Genomic DNA, 25,737 nt, shown 5'->3' with positions numbered 1-25,737 from the left:
AATTGATAATAAAATATCTTATAAAAAAAATAACCCTTTTAAATCAAAAAAATATTAAAATATTTAACTGAAAAGAGCCTGGTAATTATAGATTTATGCGAATCTATTTCATTAAATCTGCTGTTAAAGTCGACGTAATTAAAGCCGGTTCCAGTTTTACTGGTTTAAACCCCATTTTTAAATTATTTTCAATGACTTTTTGATTTTGAATCTTATTCTTAACTAAAATCTCTTTCATTTTCATCACATCAAACCAAAATCTAAAAATTGTTACTTTAACATTGTAACCCAAGCTTTTATTCCTCAATGTCTCATCGCCTATCAAGGCCCCGTATTCTGGAGATGTTCCTAGATTCTTAATATTAAATACACCCACTGGGGTGTTTATCCTGATTAAATCATCTTTAACTAATACGAGGTCTACCCTGTCATGTTCATCATATCGATTTAAAAAAGCCTTTTGTTTTTCAATAGTTAATGTACTTATATCTTCAAATAGAACTGCATTATTTGGATCATTTCTCCATTTTAAGATATAAGAAGAGTGTTTATCTGCTATTAGTTCCCACTTATAACCGGCTATACACTCCAATTTATCAAGATTTGCAATAAATCTATTCTTTATAGTCATAATAAAATTAAACAGCTATTTAAAGACTTGGTTTTTTCTTCATATTTAAAAACTGGTAGATCATTTCAATTCTTTCCCAGTCATCCAGGGTATCAATATCTTGAAAAACATTCCTATTGAGACGATAAGCTTTAGGCATTAATTTAAAAAAACCTTTGTTTAATAAAAAAGATTCACAATTAGCCCAATAAAATTGTCCGGCATCATGAAATCTTTCTGGTAAATCCTGACTCCTCTTACCATAATTATCTCTATCACCAACCTTTAAAATTTCATCTTCTATCATTAAATATCGTTCAATCGGAAAATCATATTTGACAACAGGAATAACTGCATGTGTCATTTCATTTAAAAGTGAGAAAGATTCTTGTAAATACTCTTTCTCAATAAAGGGTGCAGTAGACAAAATGCCACAAAAGTTGGTAAAGTGCATTCCTTGATCCTGATAATAATTAAGAACTTCAAAAAACACGTCATTTAATCCTGCATTATCATCTGAATTTCTAAAACTTCTAATGAAAGGAACTTTGGCACCATATTTTTGAGCAATTGCCGCAATTTCCAGATTATCAGTAGACACCATAACCTCATCAAAAAGGTCACTCGCCAATGCAGCTTCTATAGAATAAGCAATAATCGGTTTACCGAAAAAGAGTTTAATGTTTTTTTCCGGTATTCGTTTACTTCCTCCTCTCGCGGGTATAATGGCTAGATTCTTTGTCTTATCAGGAAGCATAAATATTTTTTGTTTTGAAATAATTAGCCCCTCTCGGATCTTCTAATAACGGCTTAAAAGCTTGCATAAAGCCTAATCCAGGATTATGATTGGCTTCAATAACCAGGAAACCTTCATCGGTAACCAAGATGTCCCATCCTACATAATCAAGAAAAGGATTTTTTTCCAAATAAGCTAAGATAGTTCCTTTTATATCTTCCCAGAAAGGTATCACCATTCCCTCAATTACTTGATTTGTGTCTGGATGGTTGCTCTGATGTGTAATTCTTCCATTTTCATCCTTTCTTTTACAAATGGATAATAGCCCTGTTTCATTATCAATTAACGAAACCAATCCTCTTTTTTGAAAATTATGAAAAGGTGCTGATCTTGACCAGCCCATTCTTAATATACTCGCATGAATAAAAGGCTTCTTTTGTTCAAAATCATATAATGTAACCAATCGTATGGTATTAATCGACCCGGGATAAATCTTAGCAAACAACTTATGCTGTTCATAAAATTTAAATATTCCGTATTCATTTAATCCATTAATAGTTGATTTCAGGATATCCTGATCTATAGGTTTACCTTGTAAAATTAAAGCTTCATTCGTTAAAGATAAAAACAAAATGCCTGTAGTATTACCGCCTTGGAGGGGTTTCAAAACATATTTATTCGATTTTTTTAAACCTTCCAACAGTTCTGCATATCCAAAAACACCATCAACTGCAGTAATCTCACCCTTAAAAACTATTCCTAATAGTTCTCCTGTAGGAAGTTTGTCTTTTATAAATCTATAAAAGACAAACTTATCATGTAAAATTGGCCAATAACCATTATTTGAATTTAAACTAATCTTAGGTATGGCTGAATCAGGAAGATATTTTTTATAATTCGTTTTATTCAATGAATAAAGATAGATACTTTCTACATCAAAACCCTTTGACATCATTGAAATTGTATTAAAGACATTCATCTTAAAAAGATGTTTATGTTGAATGCTTCTCAATAAATAATTAACGAAAGAAAACTTCGTGTGTTTTAAATTCATTAAGGTAAAGTATTGGTATGGGTTTATATTAAAAGGGTAAATGTAAATAAAAATGTTGGAAGCCATCTTGGATGTTAGGTTTTTACTAGTCTCTAAAAAACGTTAAATTAGTTGGCGTACCTTTTTTTAAATCTTGATTAGCAAATTTCCCAAGAATTGTTTGGAAATGTTTGGGGTGTAGTCCATGGCCTGGCCTTATTGATTTAATATTCTTTTCAGTGAGCTTCTCTCCTGCATTAATGTCTTCCACCACAAACAAGGATCTCCTTTTCATTTTACTTTGTTCTGATACATCATAAGTAATTTGACCTAGTGCATTTTCTGCCTCTCTTATTGCCTGTACCATCGCTTTAAATTCATGTGGTTCCATGGAAAATGCAGAATCCGGACCACCTAAACTTCGATCAAGTATAAAATGTTTTTCTACAACCGTAGCTCCTAACGCTACAGCTACTACGGGGACAGTGCTACCAATCGTATGGTCGGAAACACCAACCTTTGTCCCAAAGGTTTCTTTGAAATTAGGGATCGTCAATAAATTAGCTTTATTAATAGGAGCTGGATATTCAGCAGTGCATTTCAGTAAAGTAATACAATCATTATCCATTTCTTTGCATGATTTCAATGCTAATTCGATATCTTCCAGTTCGGCAGTACCTGTTGAAATAATTATAGGCTTACCCTTACTTGCTATATACTTTATAAGAGGGATATCTGTAATTTCCATAGAAGCAACTTTATATAATGATACGTCCATGCTTTCAAGAAAATCTACTCCTTCTTTATCAAAAGGAGAAGAAAAAAAGGTTAAACCTAAATCTTCAGCGATTCGTTTAAGTTTAGGTTGCCATTCGTATGGCATAGAAGCTTCTTCATACAGAGCCCAAGGGGTGTAACCTTTCCATAAACCTTCAGTGCGTGGAGCAAAGAGACCAGTATTTAAGTTTAAAGTTAAGCTCTCAGGTTTATAAGTTTGAATTTTAACGGCATCTGCACCCGAATCTGCAATAGCTTTAATAGTTTTTACAGCTAAGTCAAAATCATTATTATGATTTGCTGATAATTCAGCAATAATAAATACTTGTTTTTTATCCATTAATAGCGCCTTTTTGAAATTACATTAATTCACTTATATGGTTAATTATATCTTGTTTTCCCGACCCTATTTCCAGTTTATCTAATTCTTCATAATACTTTTCGATATTAAAATAAACATCGTTCATGTAATTCTCTAAATTATCAATGCCTTCATAGGAAAAAGTCATGTAGAAATTGCGGAAAACTTCTTTCTGTGAATCGTTTTGATACAATGCTATACAAGGTATACCTAAATAAAAACCTTCAAATAATGTTGTACCAGGAGAAGTAATAAGAAAATCATTTTCTAACATTACATCTTCCACATTGTCAATATCTCTTAGGACCTTTATATTGTCATTCCCTCTTGTTATACCTTCTAATTCAGCATGAAAGCGATAGCCCTTACCTATTATAACTGTAAATTTATATGGGTTCGATGATCCGCGAAAATATTCTAATATTTTGCAAGAAAGATTGGCTTGATCTGACCCTCCAAATAATAATAGAATATTATTAAGGATGTTTTTATGCTGGTAAGCTTTATATGCAAATTCTTTTCTTAAGGTTAGATACTTTGGTCCGGTTAGATATTTAGTTCCAGAGTGATCGGTATGTATTTTGTTTGAAAAATCAGTACCAATAACAGCATTAACTACTAAATCAGCAAGCTGATTTGCAGAAGTACAATTACCAAAAATAACCGTTTTAAAGTGATTGCTTTTCTTATCTTTTATTGATTGAATGAAATCAGATTCGACACCTAATTTATCAATAATTAATAGCTCAAAGCTTTGTCCACTAATGACTTCAAGCAACTTATCATATTCTGCTAATAGAACATCAAAACCATTATACCTAATGAGTTCTGCGATATAAGCCTCACTGGAAGTTACAAACCTTATGTGGAAATCTCGATTTTCTTTTAAGGACTTTGCAAGTTCGATCATTCGATAAATATTCCCAAGGCCTAGAGTAAATCCCCCTTCGGAATATATGATTACATCATTTATTCCGAACTTCATTATAGAACTCTTTTACTTTATTAATCACAAACTCTTGTTCTTCATAGCTCAAGGTAGGATACATTGGTAAACTCAGGCAATGTTTGTAATATTTTTCAGAATGCAGTCGATCGCCTTCTTTCCAGCCAAATTGACGATAATAGGGCATTAAATGACAGGGTATATAATGAATCTGAGAGAAAATATTATTCTGGCGTAAATAATTATACAAACCAAGACGATCTTCTACTTCAAGTATATATAGGTGATAAGCATGGCCTTCAATCACTCCAGATTGCCCTTTAATATACGATTGACCGTTAAAGGCATCTTCATACGTTTTGGCAATGGATCTTCTCTTGATCAAGCCTTCATCAGCCCTACCCAATTGACTAAGCCCTAATGCAGCTTGAAAATCAGTCAAACGGTAATTAAAACCTAATAGCTGCATCTCCATATACCATCCTGGATAAGATTCTTCCCCACCTGCAAATTCAATGCTATTCGTAAAATCCTTATCAGATTTAACAATACCATGTGTTCTTAATTGGAGAAGCTTTTTATATAACCGTTCATCGTTTGTAGTGATCATTCCTCCTTCACCAGAAGCGATGTGTTTAACAGGATGAAAGGAGAATACAGCAAGTTCTGCATAATTACCATTTCCGCAGTTTTGCTTCTGATTGTCCGAGTTAGTAAAATAACCACCAGGTGCGTGACAGGCATCTTCAATAATCCATAAATTATATTCATCTGCGAGTTCACGGAAAACTTCTAAGTTAACTGCTCTGCCGCCAAAATCAATGGGAATGATGCCTTTGTACGTGCCAGACGGAGATGATTCTAATAAGGATTTGACTGAGTTAACATCCAATAGATACGTTTGAAGATCTATGTCACCGAAAACGATCTCTCCACCACAATAACGTACACAATTTGCAGAGGCTGCAAATGTAATGGGACTTGTGATAACCTTATCACCTTCTTTAACATCCAGCGCTAATGCACATAAATGAAGAGCAGCAGTGCCATTAGCAACTGATACTGCGTAGCTGCTTCCAATGTATTTTGCAAAGGCATTTTCAAATTCAGCTATTTTTGGCCCTTGCGTTAAATAATCTGATTTCAGGGTTTCAATTACTGCCTGAATATCTTCATCAGTTATATGTTGACTGCTGTAGGGAATAAATTGTTTTTTCATTATAGTCAAAACTTGAATCAACACTGTCATCTAAAGAAATATTAAAACGTGTCATATTCGGATTAGTAATTGGCAATACACCGTATATCATTTTACTGGTAAAGAAAGGAATAACTGATCCACTTGAACCCATTACATAACAGCTGGATGATTTGTTAAGATGTGCTTAATTAATGCCTTTCCCAAAGAGCCTGTGCCCCCGGTTATTAATATAGATTTGTTGGATAGCATAGATATCTTAATTAAAATTCTTTTTAAATATAGGCAAACGATGCGCAATAATAATCATTGTATAACTATCTCGCAATTTTCAATCTTATCTCTTATACCAAACTCCTGCTATTGCACTTGGATAAACTCCTTGCTATCTATTCTTCTTATAGTAAGATTTATGAAAAAGAGCGTTTATGTTGTTTATAATTTATGATAGCTCCTACAATTTAATTACTTTCGAGCTAAAATAAACCTAAACAATGCAATTCAGAAATGATATCCAAGGGCTAAGAGCTTTAGCCTTTCTTTTTGTCTTTATTTTTCATTTAAATCATTCTTGGCTTCCTGGTGGCTTCATTGGGGTAGACATATTTTTTGTAATATCAGGCTATCTCATTACATCCATCTTGATGCATCAAAAGGCAAAAGGTACTTTCAGCTTCTTAACATTCTATGAGAAAAGAATTAAGCGGATTGTTCCTGCACATTTTATCCTAGTCATCTTTGTATTAATTGCTGTATACTTCGTATATCTTTATTATGATATAAAAACCCTAAGAGGTTCGATTTTAGGCTCCGCCTTATTCATATCCAATATTGTATTTGCAAGAGGCGAATCTTATTTTGGGGTAGGATTAAGTGATAACCCATTATTGCACACCTGGTCATTATCAATAGAAATGCAATTCTATTTTATACTACCATTACTTATAATATTCATAAAAAATAAATACCTGCCCTATGTTATGGGTGGATTAATCATCTTGTTTACGGGATATAGCACCTATCAAATGATGGTTAATCATGCTACATCAAGTATGTATTTTTCTCTTTTAGCAAGAATGCCTGAATTTTTTGTCGGATCACTATTGAGTTTGATTTTTTTAAAACGAAAGCCAATTAATAAGAATAATAGTCTTATAATCAGCACGATAGGTCTTTTGGCTATATTTGGTAGTGCAATCTTTATGACTGGACAATCCACATTTCCTGGCGTATTAGCATTAATCCCAACTATCGGTACTGGATTACTGTTAATCTCCGAGAAAAATATATTCTCGGACTTACTTTCGAAAAAGGTGATGGTTCATATCGGAGAACTTTCATATTCATTATATTTATGGCACTGGCCTATTATGGCATTCATGAGATATCAAGAAGGAATGAATGTGGCTTATGATTTTACGGTATATGAAATACTATTCATCTCAGTTTCGACTTATGTTCTAGCATGGCTTTCTTATACATTTATTGAAAACGTCTTTAGAACTACAGGGAATAAGAAATTTATTTTATCCTTTTCTCCTGTAGTTGTATTCCTCCTGGTGCTTGCGTTTACTATTCCTGTACTTGCTAAGAAAAGTGCAATGCCAGACGAATATATTATGCCAACTTTTGGGACAGAATCAAATGGGAAAAAGAATATTGAAACATTTGGAAATGCATCACCTACGTATGATAGGATATTTCTTTTTGGAGATAGTCATGCTTTAGCTATCAAGCCTTTTTTGGATTATATTGGCAAACAAAATAATTTTTCATTTAGAACAATTACAACATCAGGTTATCCATCTATTGGAGGGGTCATCAGAGAAGAGGTTCCTGCATATAGTGCTATTAATTATGAGATTGCTCAAACTTTTATTGACACTACATTAATAGAGGTAGCTAAAAATGATATAATAATTATTAATAGTATAGGGTTTGACAGACTGCCATCAATGAAAATAGCCTTAAATAATTTTGCAAAAAACTTACGATCAAACCAAAGCTTAATAATCTTAAATACTTTTCCTATTATTGGTCGGAATCCTGTCCGAGTAAATAAATCTATTGTAAAATCAACTGATTTTAAATTTCAGGTTAGTGACAGATCACGAAACAAGGAACTTATTGAAGAGATTGTTAATAAATATGATAATGTATATTACTATGATCTCTCAAAAAGCAAGGTTTTTAACTCGCCTCCATTTTATAAAGATACACTTATGTATTATGACCAAAGTCATCTAAATGTGTATGGGGCAGTTGAAATGGCAAAAGACCTCGACGCTGATTTTATGACACTCTTAGATAAATTAATCAATAAATACCAATAAAAAGCTCTTCTATTAGATTCTTAAATCTTTTTCAGGTTATCCTTCCGTAATCTCTATGTTGTTTTGCGTGTTTTAACGTAGACACAACGGACGCAATACGGAAGAACTACGGATTTATATAAAGCAAGCTAGCTTGAAATTGAGAGAAAGATTACAATCTCCCGTCAGCCAATTCGCCTAAGATTCCTTTCACATCGTAGATAACTTTATTTTTCTTGCACAGTTGAGTGAGATCAAGAGACTTGAACTCATCGTGAGCGACAGCTAGAATAATGGCATCGCAATCTTTTGCATCGCCCAGCTCTTTGATGCTATCCCATCCGTATTCATGCTTAACTTCAGCAGGATTTGCCCAAGGATCGTAGATCGTGATATTTACATCGTAATCCTTTAGAGCATTTAATACATCTACAACTTTGGTGTTGCGGACATCGGGACAGTTTTCTTTGAAAGTGATCCCTAATACAAGGATGTTAGAGTTTTTAACCTGAATATCCTTCTTAACCATTAATTTGATTACTTCCTGAGCAACGTACTCTCCCATTCCATCGTTTAAACGACGGCCGGCTAAGATAATTTCAGGATGATAACCGTGCTCTTGAGCCTTTTGTGCTAAATAGTATGGATCTACACCAATGCAATGTCCGCCTACCAAGCCTGGTTTAAAAGGCAAGAAATTCCATTTGGTACCTGCTGCTTCTAATACCGCATGGGTATCAATATCTAAACGATTAAAGATTTTTGCCAATTCATTTACGAAGGCAATATTGATATCGCGCTGCGAATTCTCAATAACTTTTGCAGCTTCAGCAACTTTAATACTAGGTGCCAAATGAGTGCCGGCAGGAATTACAGATTTATATAGCTCATTAACCCGCTCCCCAATTGCAGGAGTAGAGCCAGAAGTTACTTTTAATATTTTCTCTACCGTACGTTCTTTATCTCCCGGGTTGATACGTTCTGGAGAATAGCCTGCAAAAAAATCAATATTGAATTTTAAACCCGATACTCTTTCAAGAACAGGAACGCACTCATCTTCAGTAACACCAGGATAAACGGTTGATTCGTAAATTACGATATCTCCCTTTTTTAATACTTTAGCAACAGTTTCGCTTGATTTATAAAGCGGGGTAAGATCTGGACGATTGTTTTTATCGACAGGCGTTGGTACGGTTACAACATAGATATTGCAGTTTGCAATATCGGATAAAGTAGAAGAACAATAGAGTCCGTTTGAATTAGAAGGCTTATCAACTAAGACTGTTTTCAATACCTCTTCAGATACTTCCAATGTTGAGTCGATACCTGCATTTAATGCATTGATACGAGGTTGATTAATATCAAAACCGATTACCGGGTATTTAGTCGCAAATAAACGTGCCAAGGGCAAACCTACATAACCTAAACCAATAACAGCAATCCTAGTTTCTATAAGATTATTCATTTCTATATTATTCTATGTATTATTTTAAATTTCCCCAGTACCAAGTAAGAGCTTCTTTTAAACCTTCCTGTATGGTGTGTGATGGTTTATAGCCCAGTAATGTTTTAGCCTTATCTATACTTGCTAAAGAGTGTGGAATGTCTCCTGCCCTATTTTCCCCGTGTTCAATAGTAACACTGGCAATCTTAGGGTCAAACTCTGTTAGGTATTCTTTTAGGTATTGAACTAATTCGTTGAGGGTGGTACGATCTCCTACAGCTGTATTATAAACCGTATTGAGAGCATCAGAATTATTAGTCATGATAGCAAGCTCATTCATCTGGATTACGTTATCAATGTAGGTAAAATCGCGTGAATAATCGCCAGTACCGTTAATAACCGGACTTTCATAGCTCATGAACTGTTTAACGAATTTAGGTATCACAGCAGCATAGGCACCATTGGGGTCTTGTTTTCTGCCGAATACGTTGAAATAGCGTAATCCAATGCACTCTAAACCATATGTTTTTGAAAAAACATCGGCATACAGTTCATTAACGTATTTAGTAACTGCATAAGGAGATAGAGGCTTTCCGATTTTATCTTCAACTTTAGGTAGAGATTCAGAATCGCCATAAGTTGAAGAACTTGCAGCATAAACAAACCTTTTTACTTGTGCATCTCTTGCTGCGACCAGCATATTTAAAAATCCATTAACGTTTACTTCGTTGGTAGTGATGGGGTCGTTAATAGATCGGGGTACGGAACCAAGTGCCGCCTGATGCAGAATATAATCTGCATTTTCACAGGCTTGTTTGCAATCTTCCAGATTCCTGATATCTCCCTCAATTAAAGAAAAGTTTTCCTGATCTAAAAAGGAGGCTATATTATGACGATGACCGGTAGAAAAGTTATCCAACACGCGGATCACATAGCCTTTATTTAAGAAGTATTCGCATAGATTGGAACCGATAAACCCGGCTCCTCCGGTAATTAATATGGTTTTTGGTTCTGATGAACTATTGCTCATTATTAATTTTGTTATAATTAAATAGTATTAATAAAGTAATATGAATTCAAATAACGATTTTATGTGATGCAAATATATAATTTCAATTACTTAATTAACTGAAACATCAAAATATTATTCATTAATTCATATATATTTGTGACCATATGGGGTATATATACATTTTCTGTACAATCTTATTTACTATTTATGGACAGATAATCCTTAAATGGCGACTTAATCAATTGGGGAGTTTGCCTGAAGGGTTTAGCGGTAAACTCAAGTTTATGGGGCATGCCTTATTAGACTTTTATATTATCTCAGGCTTTATTAGTGCATTTCTGGCTTCCCTTTTTTGGATGGCAGCCATGACTAAATTTGAAATTACCAAGGCATATCCTTTTATGAGCCTCTCTCCTGCTTTGGTATTTATTATTGGAATCTATTTTCTAGGGGAAACTTTTACCTGGGGAAAATTAATCGGGTTATTTTTTATTATTTTAGGAACGTTAATCACCGTTAAGTTTTAAAAAGCATGACTTTATCTGTAGTAACAACGCTATATAAATCAAGAAGGTTTTTAGATACTTTTTTACTAGAAATGATTGAAGCCATTCGGAAGCTGAACATCGATGATTATGAATTGATTTTTGTAAATGATGGCTCACCCGATGATTCGTTGCGTTTCTTATTGGATAAAAAGAAAGAAATCCAACAGATCGTAGTTATTGACTTGTCCCGAAACTTCGGTCATCATTATGCGATGCAAGCAGGTCTACAATACGCAAAGGGCGACTTTGTATTCTTAATTGATAATGACTTGGAAACTCATCCTAATTTTATAATCCGGTGTTTTGATGCGATGCAGAGTCAGGAAGATGTCGATGTGGTATATGGCTATCAAGAAAAAAGGAAGGGTAAGTTTATAGAAAGTTTAGGTGGCAGACTTTTTTATTGGTCAATCAATAAGATATCAGAAGTTAAGATTCCGGAGAATATTCTTTCAGAAAGATTGATGAAAAGACAATATGTAAAGAGTCTTAATTCTTTGGGTGATGCAAACCTATTTATGGGTGGTATGATGTACTGGACAGGCTATAACCAAATTGGCTTGCCAGTTACTAAGGGATTACGCGAAGGGGAAAGTACTTATAGCACAAGAAAGAGATTGGAATTAATGATCCAGGCAGTGACTTCTTTTTCGGGAAAACCACTGGAGTATCTATTTTATTCAGGATTGCTGATTACTTTTGGAAGCGTACTTTCAATTATTTATTTAATAGCCAAAAAAATCATCTGGGGCGATGCTATTCAACTAGGTTGGACCTCACTCGTTTCTATTAATATATTAATTTTAGGAATTATTTCTACCTTCTTAGGGTTAATGGGGATTTACCTATTCAAAATTTTCAAACAAGTACAAAACCGTCCAAATTATATTATAAAGAAGATTTATAATTAACCTTAAGATTTAAACCAATTTTCCTAAATACATTAACATGCAAGGCAAGATAAAAACAACAGCATACCTGCTTTTTGTTATTTCAAATTGTTTGATGCTTATAAATCCCGGTGTATTTTGGGATGATTGGACGCTCTATAACATGTCTGATAAAGGCATTATGACTCAATTTCATGGGAATGGAGCGGTGATCTTTGGTTATATGCATGTTTTACTTCAAAAACTTCCAAATGCACCGATTTTCTATCATCTGTTAACTTTTGTTTTACAACTAATAAGTATTTATACTTTATTTAAGATTATTGATAAATGGTTTACTGTCGAAAGTAAAGGACTGAACTTTGCATACTTTGCTGTTTTAATTTATAGTGTACTGCCATTAGGGGATGCTAAAATAGCGATGATATGCCTTCCATTTACATTGTGTTTAACTGTTTTCATTTTGGCAATATACTTTCTTGTAAGGTTCAAATTAGAACAGCAACCATTGGATAGGTCCTTAAGCTTGTTGTTGTTTTTCTTTTCTTTTATGATTAACTCCTTCGTTGTATTTTACTTAATTCCATTTATCTGGATCTTATATTCAAATGAAATAAAATATATTCTTAATAGCGGATTAAAGAACTTTGCAGAGGTGTTTTCGATGTTAATTAAGAATACGCTTAGGTATTGGGACTTCTTACTTCTACCTTTTATATTTTGGATATTTAAAGGTGTTTTCTTAGCTCCTTCACAGCAATATGCAGCGCTAAATTACAATGAAATAGGATTAAATTCTTTAGTGGCTATGCCAACCCGTTTAATCAAATTCTCAACAGGTTTTTTCACCACACTGGTTCCTCTACTTCAAGAGATGTTTACAAGCATTGAGTTTATTGTATTGTTTTTAATTTTGGTTGTAGTAATATTATACAGGCTAAAATATATAGATTTCAACATACGGGTATCTATCAAATTTTTACTGATAGGAGTTATTATCATCTTCTTAGGTATTATTCCTTACATTATCGTAAATAAATATCCCTTCTTTAGTGGCTTTGATACCCGACATCAATTATTAATTGGATTTGGTTTAGCTTTATTATTCTGTAATTTACTGTTTCTTATTAAGTCAGCTACTGTTAAGAAGGTTATTTTAGCTTTATCTTTGGGTTTATTTGTAAGCTTCAATGTATTTATTCAATACAGCTATTTTAAAGGCTATTTAAAGTATAAAGTACTGGATGATTATTTTGTTTCTCATAATCCTGAAAAGGAATTCCCTCAAACCATCTTTATAATAGACAATACAGGAAGTTTCACCCAAAAAGGAAACGTCAAAAGTTTCTATGAATACAGCGGAATTTTAAAGCTACATTCTACTAAAGAAAACACTATGCTGGTTTGGGAAGAGGATTATATAAAAAACCTTAATAATAATAAGTTCGAACATTTAGAGCCTTATTTCTATCAGTATAACCTTTCTAATTATGAAATAGTAGAACCTAGTTCGGTATTAGAGATAAACTACTCGACAGAAATGCGTCCTCGCTTTCCGGTCTTTAGCTATTATAGCAGCTTTCTGAGCGGAAAAGAAAATGAATTGATCAAATATTTCGAGTTTACAATAAAACCTTTATAATCTAAGAAGAGGTTAAGATTTGTATGATTTTCTCTATCTGTGTATCTTCCAATTCATAATACATGGGTAGTCTGATCAAACATTCTGAATAATGATCAGTCACAGGTAAATGCCTTCCATCATGTTTTTCAGCATAAAACGGGCTGGTATGAAGGCTTAAATAATGAAAAACAGCATAGATGTCATTGCTTTTTAGTTTGTTTAATATTTCAGCACGCTGCTCTCCGTCTTTACAGACTATGTAAAACATATGAGCATTATTGGTTGCAGAATCAGGGATCTTCGGTACTTGTATCTCTTGTTTGGTTACCCATTCATTTAACCCATCGTAATATTGATTCCAGTGCTCGACCCTTACTTTTTGAATATCTTGTATGTTTTCAATTTGAGCCCATAGAAAGCTTGATATTAGTTCAGAAGGCAAAAATGAAGATCCCATATCTACCCAGCCATATTTATCTACTTCACCTCTGAAGAATGCGGAACGGTTAGTTCCCTTTTCCCATATAATTTCAGCACGCTTTTCAAATTGAGGATCATTGATAGCTAACATCCCTCCTTCACCTGCAATGATGTTCTTGGTTTCATGAAAGGAAAAGGCTGCAAGGTGGCCAATAGAACCCAATGCTCTTTTAATACCGTCTTTCCCAGTATAAAAACTATCGATAGCCTGTGCTGCATCTTCTATGACAAACAGATTATGCTTGTTTGCGATATCCATGATCTTATCCATATCACAAGCTACACCTGCATAATGTACTGGAACAATGGCTTTGGTTTTACTATTTATTAACGCTTCTAATAGGTCTTCATCAATTCCCGGATGATCTTTTCTGCTATCAGCAAATACGACCTTAGCACCTCTTAAAACAAAAGCATTAGCGGTCGAAACGAAGGTATAGGATGGCATGATGACTTCATCACCAGGCTGTATATCAATTAATATAGCCGCCATTTCTAAAGCATCTGTACAAGACGTGGTTAATAGGCACTTGCCGAATCCATATTGTTCTTTCAAAAAGTTCTGGCACTTCTGCGTATATTTTCCATTGCCCGATAGTTTGCCTGTATAAACTGCATCGTACAGGTAATGTGCTTCCTTTCCGGTTAAATATGGTTTGTTAAATGGTATCATATTGTTTTATCTTATAAATCTTACAGGATTGCCAACATATAAACCTTCTTGTTCTATGTTTTTTATTACAACGGCTCCCCCTCCTATTTGAGTATTATTAACCAACTGGATATTATCAATAATAGTAGAATTGATTCCTAAAATGCAGGACTCTCCAACCTTTACAAAACCAGCAATGGCTACTCGCGGAGAAAGAAAAGAATGTGCACCTATCTTTGTATCATGCGCTATACAGCAACCTACATTTATTAATGTGTTTTCTTCTATTATAACCTGCTGGTCGATTATACAACCGGGGTAAATAACTACACCTTCCTTGATTATACTAGAAGAATCAAGAATAGAACTTGAATGAATTAATTTTCCGAATGGGATTTTATTCTTAAATTTTTGATAGATTTCTCTTTTAAAGACGAGATGTTTATAGCCTATTCCAATTAACAATTCATCAAAAATTTTTTGTTGAAAAGCATCAATAATAGCATTGGTTTTTCCTAAGATTGGCAAATCGTTAATTCGCTCTCCTTTATTTCTAAAGTCATCAAAAAAGCCGATAACCTCATAATGATTATCAGTTTGAGCATGATATGCTATTTGCTGACCTAGATCTCCGGATCCAATAATGGCTAGTCTTTTCATTCCCTTTTAAATAATATCTTTTAGTTCATTTAAGGATGTTATTCGTTTATCAAAGTAAGTAAAATTATCATCTCTGTCTATCAGCCAGGCATCAATTCCAAGTGATTTCGCAGGTATAACATCCAGCTTCAGCGAATCACCGACATATAATATTTTTGCTGGCTCAATAGCTAATATTTCAAGGGCACGTTGATAGAACTCAACACTGGGTTTACCTACTTTTTCCTTTTCCGATCCGATGATTTCGCTGAATACATTCTCACCGAATAAAGTATCCAAATGGTCTTTTAAAGAAGAATTGAAGTTAGAGAGAATTGCTTTTGGAAGATTGATCTCTTTCAAGTATTCGGTATCTTCAAAAGCTTGCCAAGGAAGGTAGGTGCAGGCATTAAAGATATCATCTAAAAGTGTGTCGTCCGGAATAATCCCTAAAGATAAAAGAAGCTCCTTATTGAATTTTCTATAGAAGTCAGAATTGGTACGATCGGGGAAATGAATTATTTCCGAGATCAGTTTATGCTTTTTTCTTAACTCAGCTTGATTTATATCCTGACCATGATCTTTCAATACACGGATCATGTTATCCCATAAAGCAGGCTTGTGTATTAAGGTATTGGCTGCATCAAAGAGAACAACTTCGTATTTTAATTTGTCCATAATTGATTAATAGATAAAATGTTTACTGGAATTATCTGATAAACTTGAATTTGACTCCTGATTGGGATAAATAACATCCATCATGATCCGGATAGCGACACCATCTATAATTTTAGGTTCAGAAAGTGGTGAATTATATAAATATTCTTCCAACGTATACTTCACATCCTCAAAACCAAAATTAGAGCGGATTGAATTGGTGCCTGATATGCGGCAGTTAACTTCAAAAGGCATAATTTCTCCCTCTGGCGTAACGATGGACTGCAGGTTTGCACTGCCCTTTATATTAGAATTTCGAATGATCTTCTCTAAGATAACTTCTAGCTGTTCATCATAGGCTCTATTGACCCGGCATTCATTGGTTGCTCCATTGTCTAATTTACGTTCAAGGTTAATAAAGCCATGTAGCTTATTTTGCTTGTTTACGTAAAAAGCAGTGGTTATTTCAATTCCTTTGAAAAGTTCCTGGATCATATATTCATCTGAGAAATCTTTATAGGATGGTGGATTAATAGCTAAACCCCTCGATCCTCTGCCCTCTCTTGGTTTTGCTATAAATTCAGCAAATTCATTGTTGTAATTAGAAGGCAGGTATGCTTTAGCAAAGGGGATGTCGTGTTTTTGATGATGTAGGAATGATTTGTATTTATCTAAATAGATTTCAGTTGTTTCAAAAGCAGAGGTAGCTATGATACATGGAATACGATTAGCGTGTTTTGCTAAATAATATACTTCATAGTCTGTTGAAGGGATGATCAGATCGATTTTCTCCTTTTCAACTATCTTGATTATTTCTGGAATAAACTCTTCTTCGTATGAAAATGGCACCAGATGAAATTTATCGCATAGATGATTGCCGGCAGAGAATTCGGTTACATTGCAGCCTACAACCTTTATTGGCAATTGTAATGTTCTTATATTTCGAATAATCCCCTGACCTACGTTCCCTCCGATACCGGTTACTAATACTACTTTTTGATCCATTCAATAATCTCTTTTATTCCTTCTTCTATTTTTTTATAATTGATGATACCCAATTTTTCTTTGGTGAAAGAACTATCATAGCTAAATGATTTGGAATTATCTTCTCCTGTTAATATAAGTTTACATGGAGTAATCTCTGCAATTCTTTCTGCAATTTCTTTATTTGAATACGAATGTTCGCTCACAGCATGGATGGTAAAATTATCATCTTGATGAGCTGCTTTGATAGCAATTTTCGCGACATCATCTACATGGATATAATTTTGCAATCGCTCTCCTTTACCCAAAAGCTTAATTTCACCGAAAGATAAAGCATTTTCTATGATTTTAGGGAGAAAGGTTATCTTTTTCATGCCAATACCGTACATGGATGAGATTCGTATGATTGCATAGGAAGAATGACTTTCAATGCTACGCTCACCCCATAATTTGCTAAGTGCATATTTTGAATAGGGTGTCGGTGCTTGTTTTGCTGAAATATCCTTTGTATTCGCTGAGTTTTCATAAACAGATACACTGGAACAGAAAACTATTCGGGATTGTGGAAATAGCTTGCTTACTTTTGCAGGTAAGAGCAGGTTCGCATGAATGAGATTTTCATCTTCGATGCTTTTATCCCCAGTAGGGATAAAAGAACTAACCAGATAGATGTGTTTAAATTCGGTTCCTTCTAAACTATCAATTTCATCAACCTGTATTGCTTTGATATCCTCAGGAATATTCTCTTTACTTCTATTGTATATACCAGTAACATGATAAACGCCTTTCAGCTGCTTATAAATCGCTTCGCCTAAAAAACTATTGATACCAATGATTAATGCTTTTTCCATTGTTGAGTATTTATAATTCTTCTATGTTCTTAATATCGGAAGAGAATTCTTTATTTTTATGCTTCATTATAAATATTGCTTTAATCTATTAAACATTAATAAATTACCATAGTCATTTGGATGTGTACCATCTGTACTATATAAAGGATTTAATTTCGTAGGATTACTGGGGTCCTTCATTAAATCATAATAATTTACTATGATATAATCCGCTCCAAATGTTACTTGTTGCCATGTATTAAATGGCAATACATCATCAACATTATTTGGAATCAAATTGCATAATATAACTTTTGTGCCGATATTATATAATTGATCGACTATACTTTTATACTTTAGCTGATAATCAATAACTCCATATCTAATATCATTAAGACCTAGACCTAATATAACAACTTCAGGTTTTCTTTCTAATATTTCTGGTATCATAGGCATAAAGTCATCTGTTGTACAACCGTGACCTGATCTCACACTTCCAGCTATACCATTCCATCTTGATGCTAATCTGGTATATGATTTTGAAAAATCAGAACAAGAAAAACCGGATTGTATGCTATCTCCAATAAACAATAATCTTGTTACCAAAGGCTCAAAACTATAGTTCTCGTACTTCGTTATTTTAACACCTACATCATATAACATAATTCCTAGCTTCCTATTTGAAGGTCTATTCTCACCATCACCATAGCTAAAAGTTATATTAGACAGTAATTTATAATCTTGGCCAGCTTTCTGATACAGTTCAAAAAAGATCGTTCTTCCATTAAATTTCTGCACTATTCGAAATTCTTGACCTATTACAGGACTAAGTGGGAAATATGCACGTGCCCCGATTGTGAAACTTTGAGTTTCCATCCTGCCTTCAAGAATTCTTATTTCACCACCATTTCCAGGATAAAAGGTGGAAGTATGAGCTAATTTTCTGCTATAAAGTGTTTGACCACAGAAAATAGATGATATTGCGGAATTGCTGCTAAATCTAGTTAATTCAAACTCAAAAATCTCCATCGAGAAATTAAAAGAATTCAATGATTTAGGGTTGTCAAATTGCAAATAAGCTAAATAGGACAACCCCATATCAACAGTATAACTATTTCCAGAATCATACATTTCTGATATTAATCCAGAAGTAAAACCTGTAGATTTAGATACATCATCCAACCCCAAGCTTCCTTTAAACTCCCATTTAAAATTCAACCCAACAGGTTCAGCATATTTTCTCCGTCCTAATGCATCTCTATATTCATCAGAATCATAATATAACAATGAAGTATAGTCATCATCTAAAAAAAGAGTATTTCTAGATTCTTCCCTATCAAATACATTACCTCTATTTGCAACTAATAGTGTGGAAACCTCAAATGATATTAATAGGTTGGCAGAACTTGATATTAAATTTGATGTTAATATATCACTGGAGACATTTAATCCAGTAGACTCATACTTATATGGACTCCATGTAGCACCAGTTAAGAACTTTATATTTGCAACAGTAAATACAGCAATAATATCATCATTTGAATACGATAGAGGTTCCAGTATTTCTATATTATTAATTCCTGCTACAACTTTAATTTGTATCTGCTGTTTAAAAATATATGTTGAACCATCTGCAGATTTAGTAAATTTTTTAATATACAATAGACCATTTCCATTTACAGCAACATTAATTTTATTAATACTAATTTTTGTTGGAATAATATAATCGAAGAATATAGTTCGAGATGCTGAGGCTGCCCCACCTGTAAATGTACTTGTACCTATAGTATAGTGATCCTCTGAAAAATAACTATTTTTTGAATAAAAAATTAAATCTGACATAACTATACACTATTAATAATCTGATATTCCTGTTGTATATCTCTAAGAATTGACACTATCTAGTTCAGTTTTTATAATTCTTCTATGTTCTTAATATCGGAGGAGAATTCTTTGTTTCTCCACTGAACAGTCCCTCCATCTAACCAAGGATTGGCCAGTTGTTTATGCAAGAAGTCATATTCCCATTCCGTAGGGTCTTCGTTTTTCTTGACTTTTATTAAAAATTCAGCATCGTCTAGGTTAATACCATTTTTATGTGCCCAGAAAGCTGTGAAATCACGAATACTTGTTTGTAATAGACTTTGATTTACAAGTGGTGAATTGGTTCTAAATGTCCATTTAATCCAATTAGGACCGAATAAATAATTACCTGGTATACCGTCAGGGCCAGTAAATGGTAACCAAGCTTCATTACCATCGGGTGTTTTATACAAAACGGCAATTGAATGATTATATCCTTTAAAATGGCTATCCATAAAAACTGCATGGTGAGTAATCCCAAAGAATGTCTTTGCTGGAACAAATACACTTGTAGTGATTTGCTTTGAAAGTCTAATTATTCTAGAATCTGAGATGCCTAATCTATTATAAGTCTGAAATATAAGTGGCGAGTTGTAAGTAACACAAATTTGAAGTAATGTTAATATTATTAAACCTAAATAAATAGAACCAATCTTTAGGTCTCTCATCGAATAATTAGTTAGGATTTTAAAACGAGCATCATTCGCTGGTAATTCAGGCAACACATAGCCACAGTTATCTTCTGTACATCGTTCTGTTGTGCGGTTGCTTGCAATGTATTTATAAGTTTTTGTTCCTAGATGGTATATTCCTGGTATCTGTAAAATCCAAGATAAGGGTTTTAAATACCAGATAGCATTAAAAACCTGGATATAGGTGTCAAAACCAACGAAAACTTTTCCTTTATTATTTACAGAATGAATATCATCCAGGAGCTTATCCATGGATATATTGGCTAATGCTGCTTGTTTTTTGGCGTTTTCCTGTACGGTCAAAAACTCAATGCTATTACGTGAATCAAAATGATTGATGACTATACGGGTTCGGTTACATAATGGGCATTCTCCATCATAGTAAAATTGGAGTCTCTTTTTTGCTTCTTTATTTCTATTAAAGATCTTCTCCCAGAAACTAACAGGAATCATTAATAAATAAAGAACAATTACTCCTAATGCAAAAAAGGGTATTGGAAAGCAAATTAATATGCCAATATGCAGACCAATACCTACAATTAATACAGGAATCCGCCATTTTTTTTTCCAGAATGTAAACAGAAAAATAGTTTCAAAGATTAAAGTAATGTAGCCGAGAGCTATTACTAAAAACTTAATATTTAAGAGGAAGCTTATATCAAATAAGACCGCTTGAGGCATAGATGCAGGTAACCACATTCCCAAACCGTTTAACCAAAGGTGAGATGTATACTTGAAAAATAATGAATCAAAATAGACAAAACCTATTCCCATCAGAAGAGGGAGATAATATGCCAATACAGAAACTGTTTGTGGTGGATTGTATCGAAAGCGGGTATTTGAATATTTTAGTTTTAAAATTAAGCGATCAAGCGAAAATGTTTTGGATAAAGGCAAGAACATAAACAGAAAGCTGATGATTAGGTATGAATAAAACATGTGATATTCAAAAGACGAGATAGTACCAACAACAACTACTGTTAAAATATAATTTATAATGGCTGCTGTTCTGGTAAATAACCCTAAGATTACAAATATCAAGGCACCCATCCAAAATAAGAGAACCGGCCACATTTCTATTTCGCCGGGAACTACATAGGGAATTTTATCAAAGGTTAAATGCCTGAAATAATAGAGCTGTATTACTTCTCCGAGCAAAACCAGTGCAAAGGCTATTCTGAATAGAGCTAAACCTTTTGCGTCGATTTGCTTATCGTAGAGTCGGCTAAAATTTTGGTATAATTTCTTGAACATAATTATCAATAGCTAATTGGTAAATAATGCAATAATCAATTATTGTTTATATTATTTAAGATATCCAGGTTATCTTTTAATTTATCATCCTCCCATTCCCACCATTGAGTTTTGAGCAAGGCTTCGATAACAGATTCTTCAAATCGGTATTTAATTACTTTAGCTGGTGAGCCAACGGCTATTGCATAGGGTGGAATATAACCACTAACGGTACTCCCGGCTCCGATAATAGCACCTGTAGATATATGAGATCCACTCAAAATAGCACAATTTACTCCTATCCAAACATCATGCTCAATTGTTATAGCTCCTTTTGAAACGACTTCATTCTTATAGCTTCCATTTTGTAAAAAATTTTGCTCCATAAAATAAGTGCTAAATCTTTTGTAATCATGATTATATTCCTGGATTGTTACATTTCTTGCGATTGAGCAAAAATTACCAATAGAAATCGGGTGTAATGCTGAACGTATAAAAATATTCGGTCCCCAAAGTGAAGTATATTTACCTATTTTAACATCTCCAATTATATCAGTGTACATGATCTTACTCTTTCTACCAATATTTACAGTACCACGTATATGGCATCCCTTAACGATTGATCTGGGATCAATAACTACCGCTCTATCAATTTCATTTTGATCAAGAAATAACCTCTTTAAGTTTAGAGCCTTCAGTGTATATACAATTAATTTCTTTAGCATATTTGTATAGGTATCATTTTACAATTATTAAATATTACCCTCAATTTCCAGAATGCTTTTAAGTAAATCGTCTGCGTTCTTTGTTAAAACTACGGAAGCATCCTGATTATCTACATAATCTTTATATATCTCTAAACCGACTTCATCAATTATTATATTAGGTGTATTTACAAGTACAGCTTCTATAATAGAACCGGAGAATTTTGACAGATGAACATAGCTTTTTTCTAATAGAACCGGAAGAGGATAATTAGTTGCTTTTGATATCTCAACTTTATCTTTACAGCCAATATTTTCCAATTGACTTTCAATAATAGCTTGAGCATCTAACATTCGGGGATGAAGTCTGATCCACCAGACAAATTCTTTTGGTGTTAATTTAATTGCTTGTAGGATATATTCTTCCAGTTCCTTTTCTTGTAAGGTATATAAGATGATTTTCTGCTTTGAAAGATCATCTTGACTAGAAAACTTCTTTAATTGGAATTCGATCCATGGATTTCCATTCACTTCTACATGATGATAATTTTGAGAACCTAACCATGATAATATATGATTTGCTGAAACCTGATCCCAGCACCAAAAGGTTTTGGGTATCATATTGGATCCGCCCTTAGGAAGATTAGTGAAGGTATACATGGAATGTAAGCTTCCTTGTCCGCCATGTTGAACATCTAAATTTTCAATCCCCATTTTATTGGCCATATAGTGCATGGCAAACATGCTATTATTATAATAACATAAACCTATTACTTCCTTCGGCTGATACTTTTTAATCAGGAAAGATGAAATATCTGCGTATACCATTAAAGATTCTAAGCGCACAGGTAATCTTTTATAATAGGTATTTAGGTCTAGACCAGAGCGTTCTAGTATACAAGAATGAAATTCATCCCACTTAAAAAGGTTTAAATTTGGTTGGCTCTTGAACCTTCTAAATAGATTAAAGATTGTATACAGCTCACTTGCATATACTATTGATTTTTCATTCTTATAGTTCTTGTTTTTAAGAACGGGGCCATATTCATATTGAATATACTCTGTCTCCTTTAAGTTCTGTATATATGGGAAGAAATATCTGTTAATAAAATTTGATTGAAAGTCAACTCGATGAGCAGCTGACCCGCAGTAAAACGTAGCAACCTTTCCTTTCTTTCGGAACTTGATCTTCAGGAAATATAAAAGAGAATTACATATATTATAGATTCTGATGAGTGTTCTACTTGACTTTGATTCAGTTGGAGACTGTTTCTTTTCTTTCTGATTAAAAAATATAAAGAAGATATCCCTTTTAATTAGCGGCCATATCTCTATACTTCCATATCTCCAATCCCAAACAGGAAAGGTTTTCTCTAAATACGCCAATAATAAGAGCACTTCTTTTCTTGTCATCCTATCGATATCTTTTTAATAAAATAACGCTTAATAGTAGTAGTAATACTGTTATTGCAATCTTGAATATATAATTGACCTCAACAAAATAGCAACTTATTACAGTTAACAAAATAGTTAAAAACAACCAAAGTAGCGGATAGTAATTAAGAGTTTCTGTTTGTTTGTAATCTTTAAGAAAATAGCCTGCATAGCCCATATACATCAGCGCCGCAAAAGTTGTATAGGCTGCAACCTGATAGCCAAAGTATTTAATTAAAGCGAGATTCAAAAGTAGATTCATGAATCCGGCAATAAAGGTTACTTTCAATAGAACTTTTGTTTTCTCATGATAAAACAATCTGTTATTTGCTCCTAAATACATGGGCCTATAGTTGTAAGCCATAATAATAATAATACCTAATGGATAGACTTGAGCTAACTCTTCATTTTTGATCAGAAACATGAAGATTTCTTTAAGCCAGATTGATAAAATGAAAGTCATGCAAAGAAAAATGATTTGCAAAATAAAGATCAATTTTCTGGCTGAGTATTCATCATTGTCCTTATAGGTTTGGTATAGCATTGGACTAACTGCCTTTCCTGCAGCGACCCCAATTTTTTGAACAATGTTGGCAACGGTATAGGCAGCATTATACTTTCCAATATCTCCTGTGTTTACTCCCACGATTTTCATGACTGCCCTATCGGATATATCTAACAGATAGGAAGAATAATAATGAGGAACTGTTGGAAGTGCAATTTTTAAAGAATTACGGATATATCGCCATTTAAAATTGAAGATGGGTTTAATTCCAAGCTTTTTATTCAATGGCCACCAATAAGATACCTGAACAAGCATAGTTGATATACAACCAGACAAAAACCAGCCCATATAGCCCAGTTTTAATACAGCAATGAAATATACGTTTAACACAATACCCAAAATACCGGCAATTATTGAGCGGACTGCAATTTGTGTCGGTTGTTGTTTTAACTGATAATACATATTACCCAGCACCATGGTAGGCCCGAAAAAAACAACCGGCAATACATTCAACAGAATGATATATAAAGCATTTTCGCTTGCTTCAACCGGAATAAAGAAATATAAAAGAATGCCCAGCAGTATGGCAAACGGGTAATTCCATAACATCAGGAAACCATAGATCTGTCTCCAGCCCCATTTATATTGACCGGGATTCTTAAAGAAACTATTTGAAAGTATAACATTAAGCCCTAAATTCCCTAACACAGCTACGCCTCCGGCAACGGCGGTAATGACTCCATATATACCAAAATCAATTTCGGTTAAATATTTGGTTATGATTGGCAGTGTAAAAATACTGACAATCCGAGGGATTTGAGGAGCTAACCCATATATTGCGGTATGTGAGAAAAGCTTCTTAAGCATTCTATGGGTTGATTTTGGTCTTTAACAGGTACTCGGCATATTGAAAATCATCGATATCATCAATATCTACCGATTTGTTTTTAGGCATGATGTAGGCATAGGTTTTAGGTGTATAAAACTTACGTTCCTCTAGAATTAACTTAGTTTTAACAACATAAATGGAACCATTGGGAAAATAGGTTTGCTGATATTCTTGTCGATTAAATAAGTCTTTCCCTTCGAAGAGATCACTTATTGTACCATTCTCATTAATATATTTATGCCAGAAAATTGGATGGGCTTCTTGTGTATAGCTGATAACAGAATCTGCTTCTTTTTCTTGATAAAGATTGATTGCCGCATTAATATCGTCTGATTCCCTTAATGGGCTTGTTGGTTGTAAAAAAACGATTGCCTCGTATTCTTTTGAATAATGCTCTTTCAGATAATTTAATGTATGGATAATAACATCCAATGAGGATGATTTATCTCCGGCAAGGCTATCTGGCCTTAATTCAGGAACCCAAGCTCCTGCCTCTCTTGCAACATTTGCTATTTCTTCACTATCGGTTGAAACTAAAACATCTGTAATTTGAGGGCATTTTAAGGCGGCTTCAATTGCATAATTGATTAATGGTTTGCCCAATAATGGTTTTATGTTTTTGTTTGGTAAACCTTTAGAACCCGATCTTGCAGGAATTATTGCTAACATTCAATTATATTTAAA

General features: G+C 33.6%; 24 protein-coding genes. 4 read left to right on the top strand and 20 right to left on the bottom strand.

The genetic code is table 11. The annotated features are described in order from the left end of the window. Window positions 1-103: 103 nt before the first annotated feature. The 7 genes from C8N28_RS01050 to C8N28_RS01020 form a co-directional block, all read right to left on the bottom strand. Window positions 104-631 carry an N-acetyltransferase gene (locus C8N28_RS01050; RefSeq protein WP_132220681.1) on the bottom strand — a complete coding sequence of 176 codons (528 nt, stop codon included), beginning with the start codon at window positions 629-631 and terminating at the stop codon, window positions 104-106. A 19-nt stretch (window positions 632-650) separates the two neighbouring features. Continuing rightward, window positions 651-1,367, bottom strand: a complete 717-nt coding sequence (gene pseF / locus C8N28_RS01045; protein ID WP_132220679.1) for a pseudaminic acid cytidylyltransferase — start codon at window positions 1,365-1,367, stop codon at window positions 651-653. Beyond that, the gene (locus tag C8N28_RS01040; protein ID WP_165870280.1) at window positions 1,357-2,325 is read right to left on the bottom strand and encodes a sugar-transfer associated ATP-grasp domain-containing protein; all 969 of its coding nucleotides are present in this window, start codon (window positions 2,323-2,325) and stop codon (window positions 1,357-1,359) included. Before C8N28_RS01040 ends, pseF begins: the two co-directional genes overlap by 11 nt. A gap of 160 nt (window positions 2,326-2,485) precedes the next feature. Continuing rightward, entirely contained in the window at window positions 2,486-3,496 is a 1,011-nt protein-coding gene (gene pseI, locus C8N28_RS01035) for a pseudaminic acid synthase (RefSeq protein WP_132220675.1), read from the bottom strand. 19 nt (window positions 3,497-3,515) lie between these two features. Continuing rightward, window positions 3,516-4,427, bottom strand: coding sequence for a hypothetical protein (locus tag C8N28_RS01030; RefSeq protein WP_132220673.1), 912 nt, complete (start codon window positions 4,425-4,427; stop codon window positions 3,516-3,518). Between the two features lie 55 nt (window positions 4,428-4,482). Next, window positions 4,483-5,682 carry a UDP-4-amino-4,6-dideoxy-N-acetyl-beta-L-altrosamine transaminase gene (gene pseC, locus C8N28_RS01025; protein ID WP_132220671.1) on the bottom strand — a complete coding sequence of 400 codons (1,200 nt, stop codon included), beginning with the start codon at window positions 5,680-5,682 and terminating at the stop codon, window positions 4,483-4,485. Further along, a complete protein-coding gene (locus C8N28_RS01020) occupies window positions 5,639-5,815 on the bottom strand; it encodes a polysaccharide biosynthesis protein (RefSeq protein ID WP_221410172.1) in 177 nt (58 codons plus the stop codon). Before C8N28_RS01020 ends, pseC begins: the two co-directional genes overlap by 44 nt. Window positions 5,816-6,155: 340 nt before the next feature. Here C8N28_RS01020 and C8N28_RS01010 point away from each other — a divergent pair, with 340 nt between their 5' ends. Beyond that, complete coding sequence (locus tag C8N28_RS01010) at window positions 6,156-7,994, top strand: acyltransferase family protein (protein WP_132220667.1); 1,839 nt, start codon at window positions 6,156-6,158, stop codon at window positions 7,992-7,994. Between the two features lie 151 nt (window positions 7,995-8,145). Here C8N28_RS01010 and C8N28_RS01005 read toward each other — a convergent pair whose 3' ends face one another. Beyond that, the gene (locus C8N28_RS01005; RefSeq protein ID WP_132220665.1) at window positions 8,146-9,438 is read right to left on the bottom strand and encodes a nucleotide sugar dehydrogenase; all 1,293 of its coding nucleotides are present in this window, start codon (window positions 9,436-9,438) and stop codon (window positions 8,146-8,148) included. Window positions 9,439-9,457: 19 nt separating this feature from the next. Beyond that, window positions 9,458-10,447, bottom strand: a complete 990-nt coding sequence (locus C8N28_RS01000; RefSeq protein ID WP_132220663.1) for an SDR family oxidoreductase — start codon at window positions 10,445-10,447, stop codon at window positions 9,458-9,460. 146 nt (window positions 10,448-10,593) lie between these two features. On the opposite strand from C8N28_RS01000, the gene C8N28_RS00995 reads away from it, so the two are divergent. From C8N28_RS00995 to C8N28_RS00985, 3 genes are read left to right on the top strand one after another with little or no spacing between them, the layout of a single operon-like run. Further along, the gene (locus tag C8N28_RS00995; RefSeq protein ID WP_132220661.1) at window positions 10,594-10,956 is read left to right on the top strand and encodes an EamA family transporter; all 363 of its coding nucleotides are present in this window, start codon (window positions 10,594-10,596) and stop codon (window positions 10,954-10,956) included. 5 nt (window positions 10,957-10,961) lie between these two features. Further along, complete coding sequence (locus C8N28_RS00990) at window positions 10,962-11,888, top strand: glycosyltransferase family 2 protein (protein WP_132220659.1); 927 nt, start codon at window positions 10,962-10,964, stop codon at window positions 11,886-11,888. A 37-nt stretch (window positions 11,889-11,925) separates the two neighbouring features. Further along, on the top strand, window positions 11,926-13,509 hold the full coding sequence (locus C8N28_RS00985; RefSeq protein WP_132220657.1) for a hypothetical protein: 1,584 nt from the start codon (window positions 11,926-11,928) through the stop codon (window positions 13,507-13,509). 1 nt (window position 13,510) lies between these two features. Here C8N28_RS00985 and rffA read toward each other — a convergent pair whose 3' ends face one another. The 11 genes from rffA to C8N28_RS00930 all read right to left on the bottom strand — a co-directional run bounded on the left by rffA (window position 13,511) and on the right by C8N28_RS00930 (window position 25,722). Next, on the bottom strand, window positions 13,511-14,644 hold the full coding sequence (gene rffA / locus C8N28_RS00980) for a dTDP-4-amino-4,6-dideoxygalactose transaminase (RefSeq protein ID WP_132220655.1): 1,134 nt from the start codon (window positions 14,642-14,644) through the stop codon (window positions 13,511-13,513). 6 nt (window positions 14,645-14,650) lie between these two features. Beyond that, the gene (locus tag C8N28_RS00975) at window positions 14,651-15,283 is read right to left on the bottom strand and encodes an acetyltransferase (RefSeq protein WP_132220653.1); all 633 of its coding nucleotides are present in this window, start codon (window positions 15,281-15,283) and stop codon (window positions 14,651-14,653) included. A 6-nt stretch (window positions 15,284-15,289) separates the two neighbouring features. Then, window positions 15,290-15,940, bottom strand: coding sequence for an HAD family hydrolase (locus tag C8N28_RS00970; RefSeq protein ID WP_132220651.1), 651 nt, complete (start codon window positions 15,938-15,940; stop codon window positions 15,290-15,292). Window positions 15,941-15,946: 6 nt separating this feature from the next. After that, entirely contained in the window at window positions 15,947-16,924 is a 978-nt protein-coding gene (locus C8N28_RS00965; RefSeq protein ID WP_132220649.1) for an ATP-grasp domain-containing protein, read from the bottom strand. Next, window positions 16,909-17,754, bottom strand: coding sequence for an NAD-dependent epimerase/dehydratase family protein (locus tag C8N28_RS00960; protein ID WP_132220647.1), 846 nt, complete (start codon window positions 17,752-17,754; stop codon window positions 16,909-16,911). The genes C8N28_RS00965 and C8N28_RS00960 overlap by 16 nt, the downstream gene beginning before the upstream one ends. A 66-nt stretch (window positions 17,755-17,820) precedes the next feature. After that, complete coding sequence (locus C8N28_RS00955; RefSeq protein WP_132220645.1) at window positions 17,821-19,575, bottom strand: SGNH/GDSL hydrolase family protein; 1,755 nt, start codon at window positions 19,573-19,575, stop codon at window positions 17,821-17,823. A 71-nt stretch (window positions 19,576-19,646) separates the two neighbouring features. After that, on the bottom strand, window positions 19,647-21,542 hold the full coding sequence (locus C8N28_RS00950; protein ID WP_132220643.1) for a DCC1-like thiol-disulfide oxidoreductase family protein: 1,896 nt from the start codon (window positions 21,540-21,542) through the stop codon (window positions 19,647-19,649). Window positions 21,543-21,577: 35 nt separating this feature from the next. Beyond that, entirely contained in the window at window positions 21,578-22,246 is a 669-nt protein-coding gene (locus C8N28_RS00945) for a CatB-related O-acetyltransferase (RefSeq protein ID WP_132220641.1), read from the bottom strand. A gap of 27 nt (window positions 22,247-22,273) precedes the next feature. Beyond that, window positions 22,274-23,638, bottom strand: coding sequence for a hypothetical protein (locus C8N28_RS00940; RefSeq protein WP_132220639.1), 1,365 nt, complete (start codon window positions 23,636-23,638; stop codon window positions 22,274-22,276). Between the two features lies 1 nt (window position 23,639). Then, window positions 23,640-25,031 carry a lipopolysaccharide biosynthesis protein gene (locus C8N28_RS00935; RefSeq protein ID WP_132220637.1) on the bottom strand — a complete coding sequence of 464 codons (1,392 nt, stop codon included), beginning with the start codon at window positions 25,029-25,031 and terminating at the stop codon, window positions 23,640-23,642. Between the two features lies 1 nt (window position 25,032). Continuing rightward, window positions 25,033-25,722 (bottom strand): acylneuraminate cytidylyltransferase family protein, encoded by a 690-nt coding sequence (locus tag C8N28_RS00930; protein ID WP_132220635.1) that lies wholly within the window; start codon window positions 25,720-25,722, stop codon window positions 25,033-25,035. Window positions 25,723-25,737 lie beyond the last annotated feature (15 nt).

Source organism: Albibacterium bauzanense, assembly GCF_004339765.1.
Lineage (GTDB): Bacteria > Bacteroidota > Bacteroidia > Sphingobacteriales > Sphingobacteriaceae > Albibacterium > Albibacterium bauzanense.
Note: the sequence above shows the minus strand (reverse complement) of the source record. Positions and strands in the feature narration are given on the sequence as shown.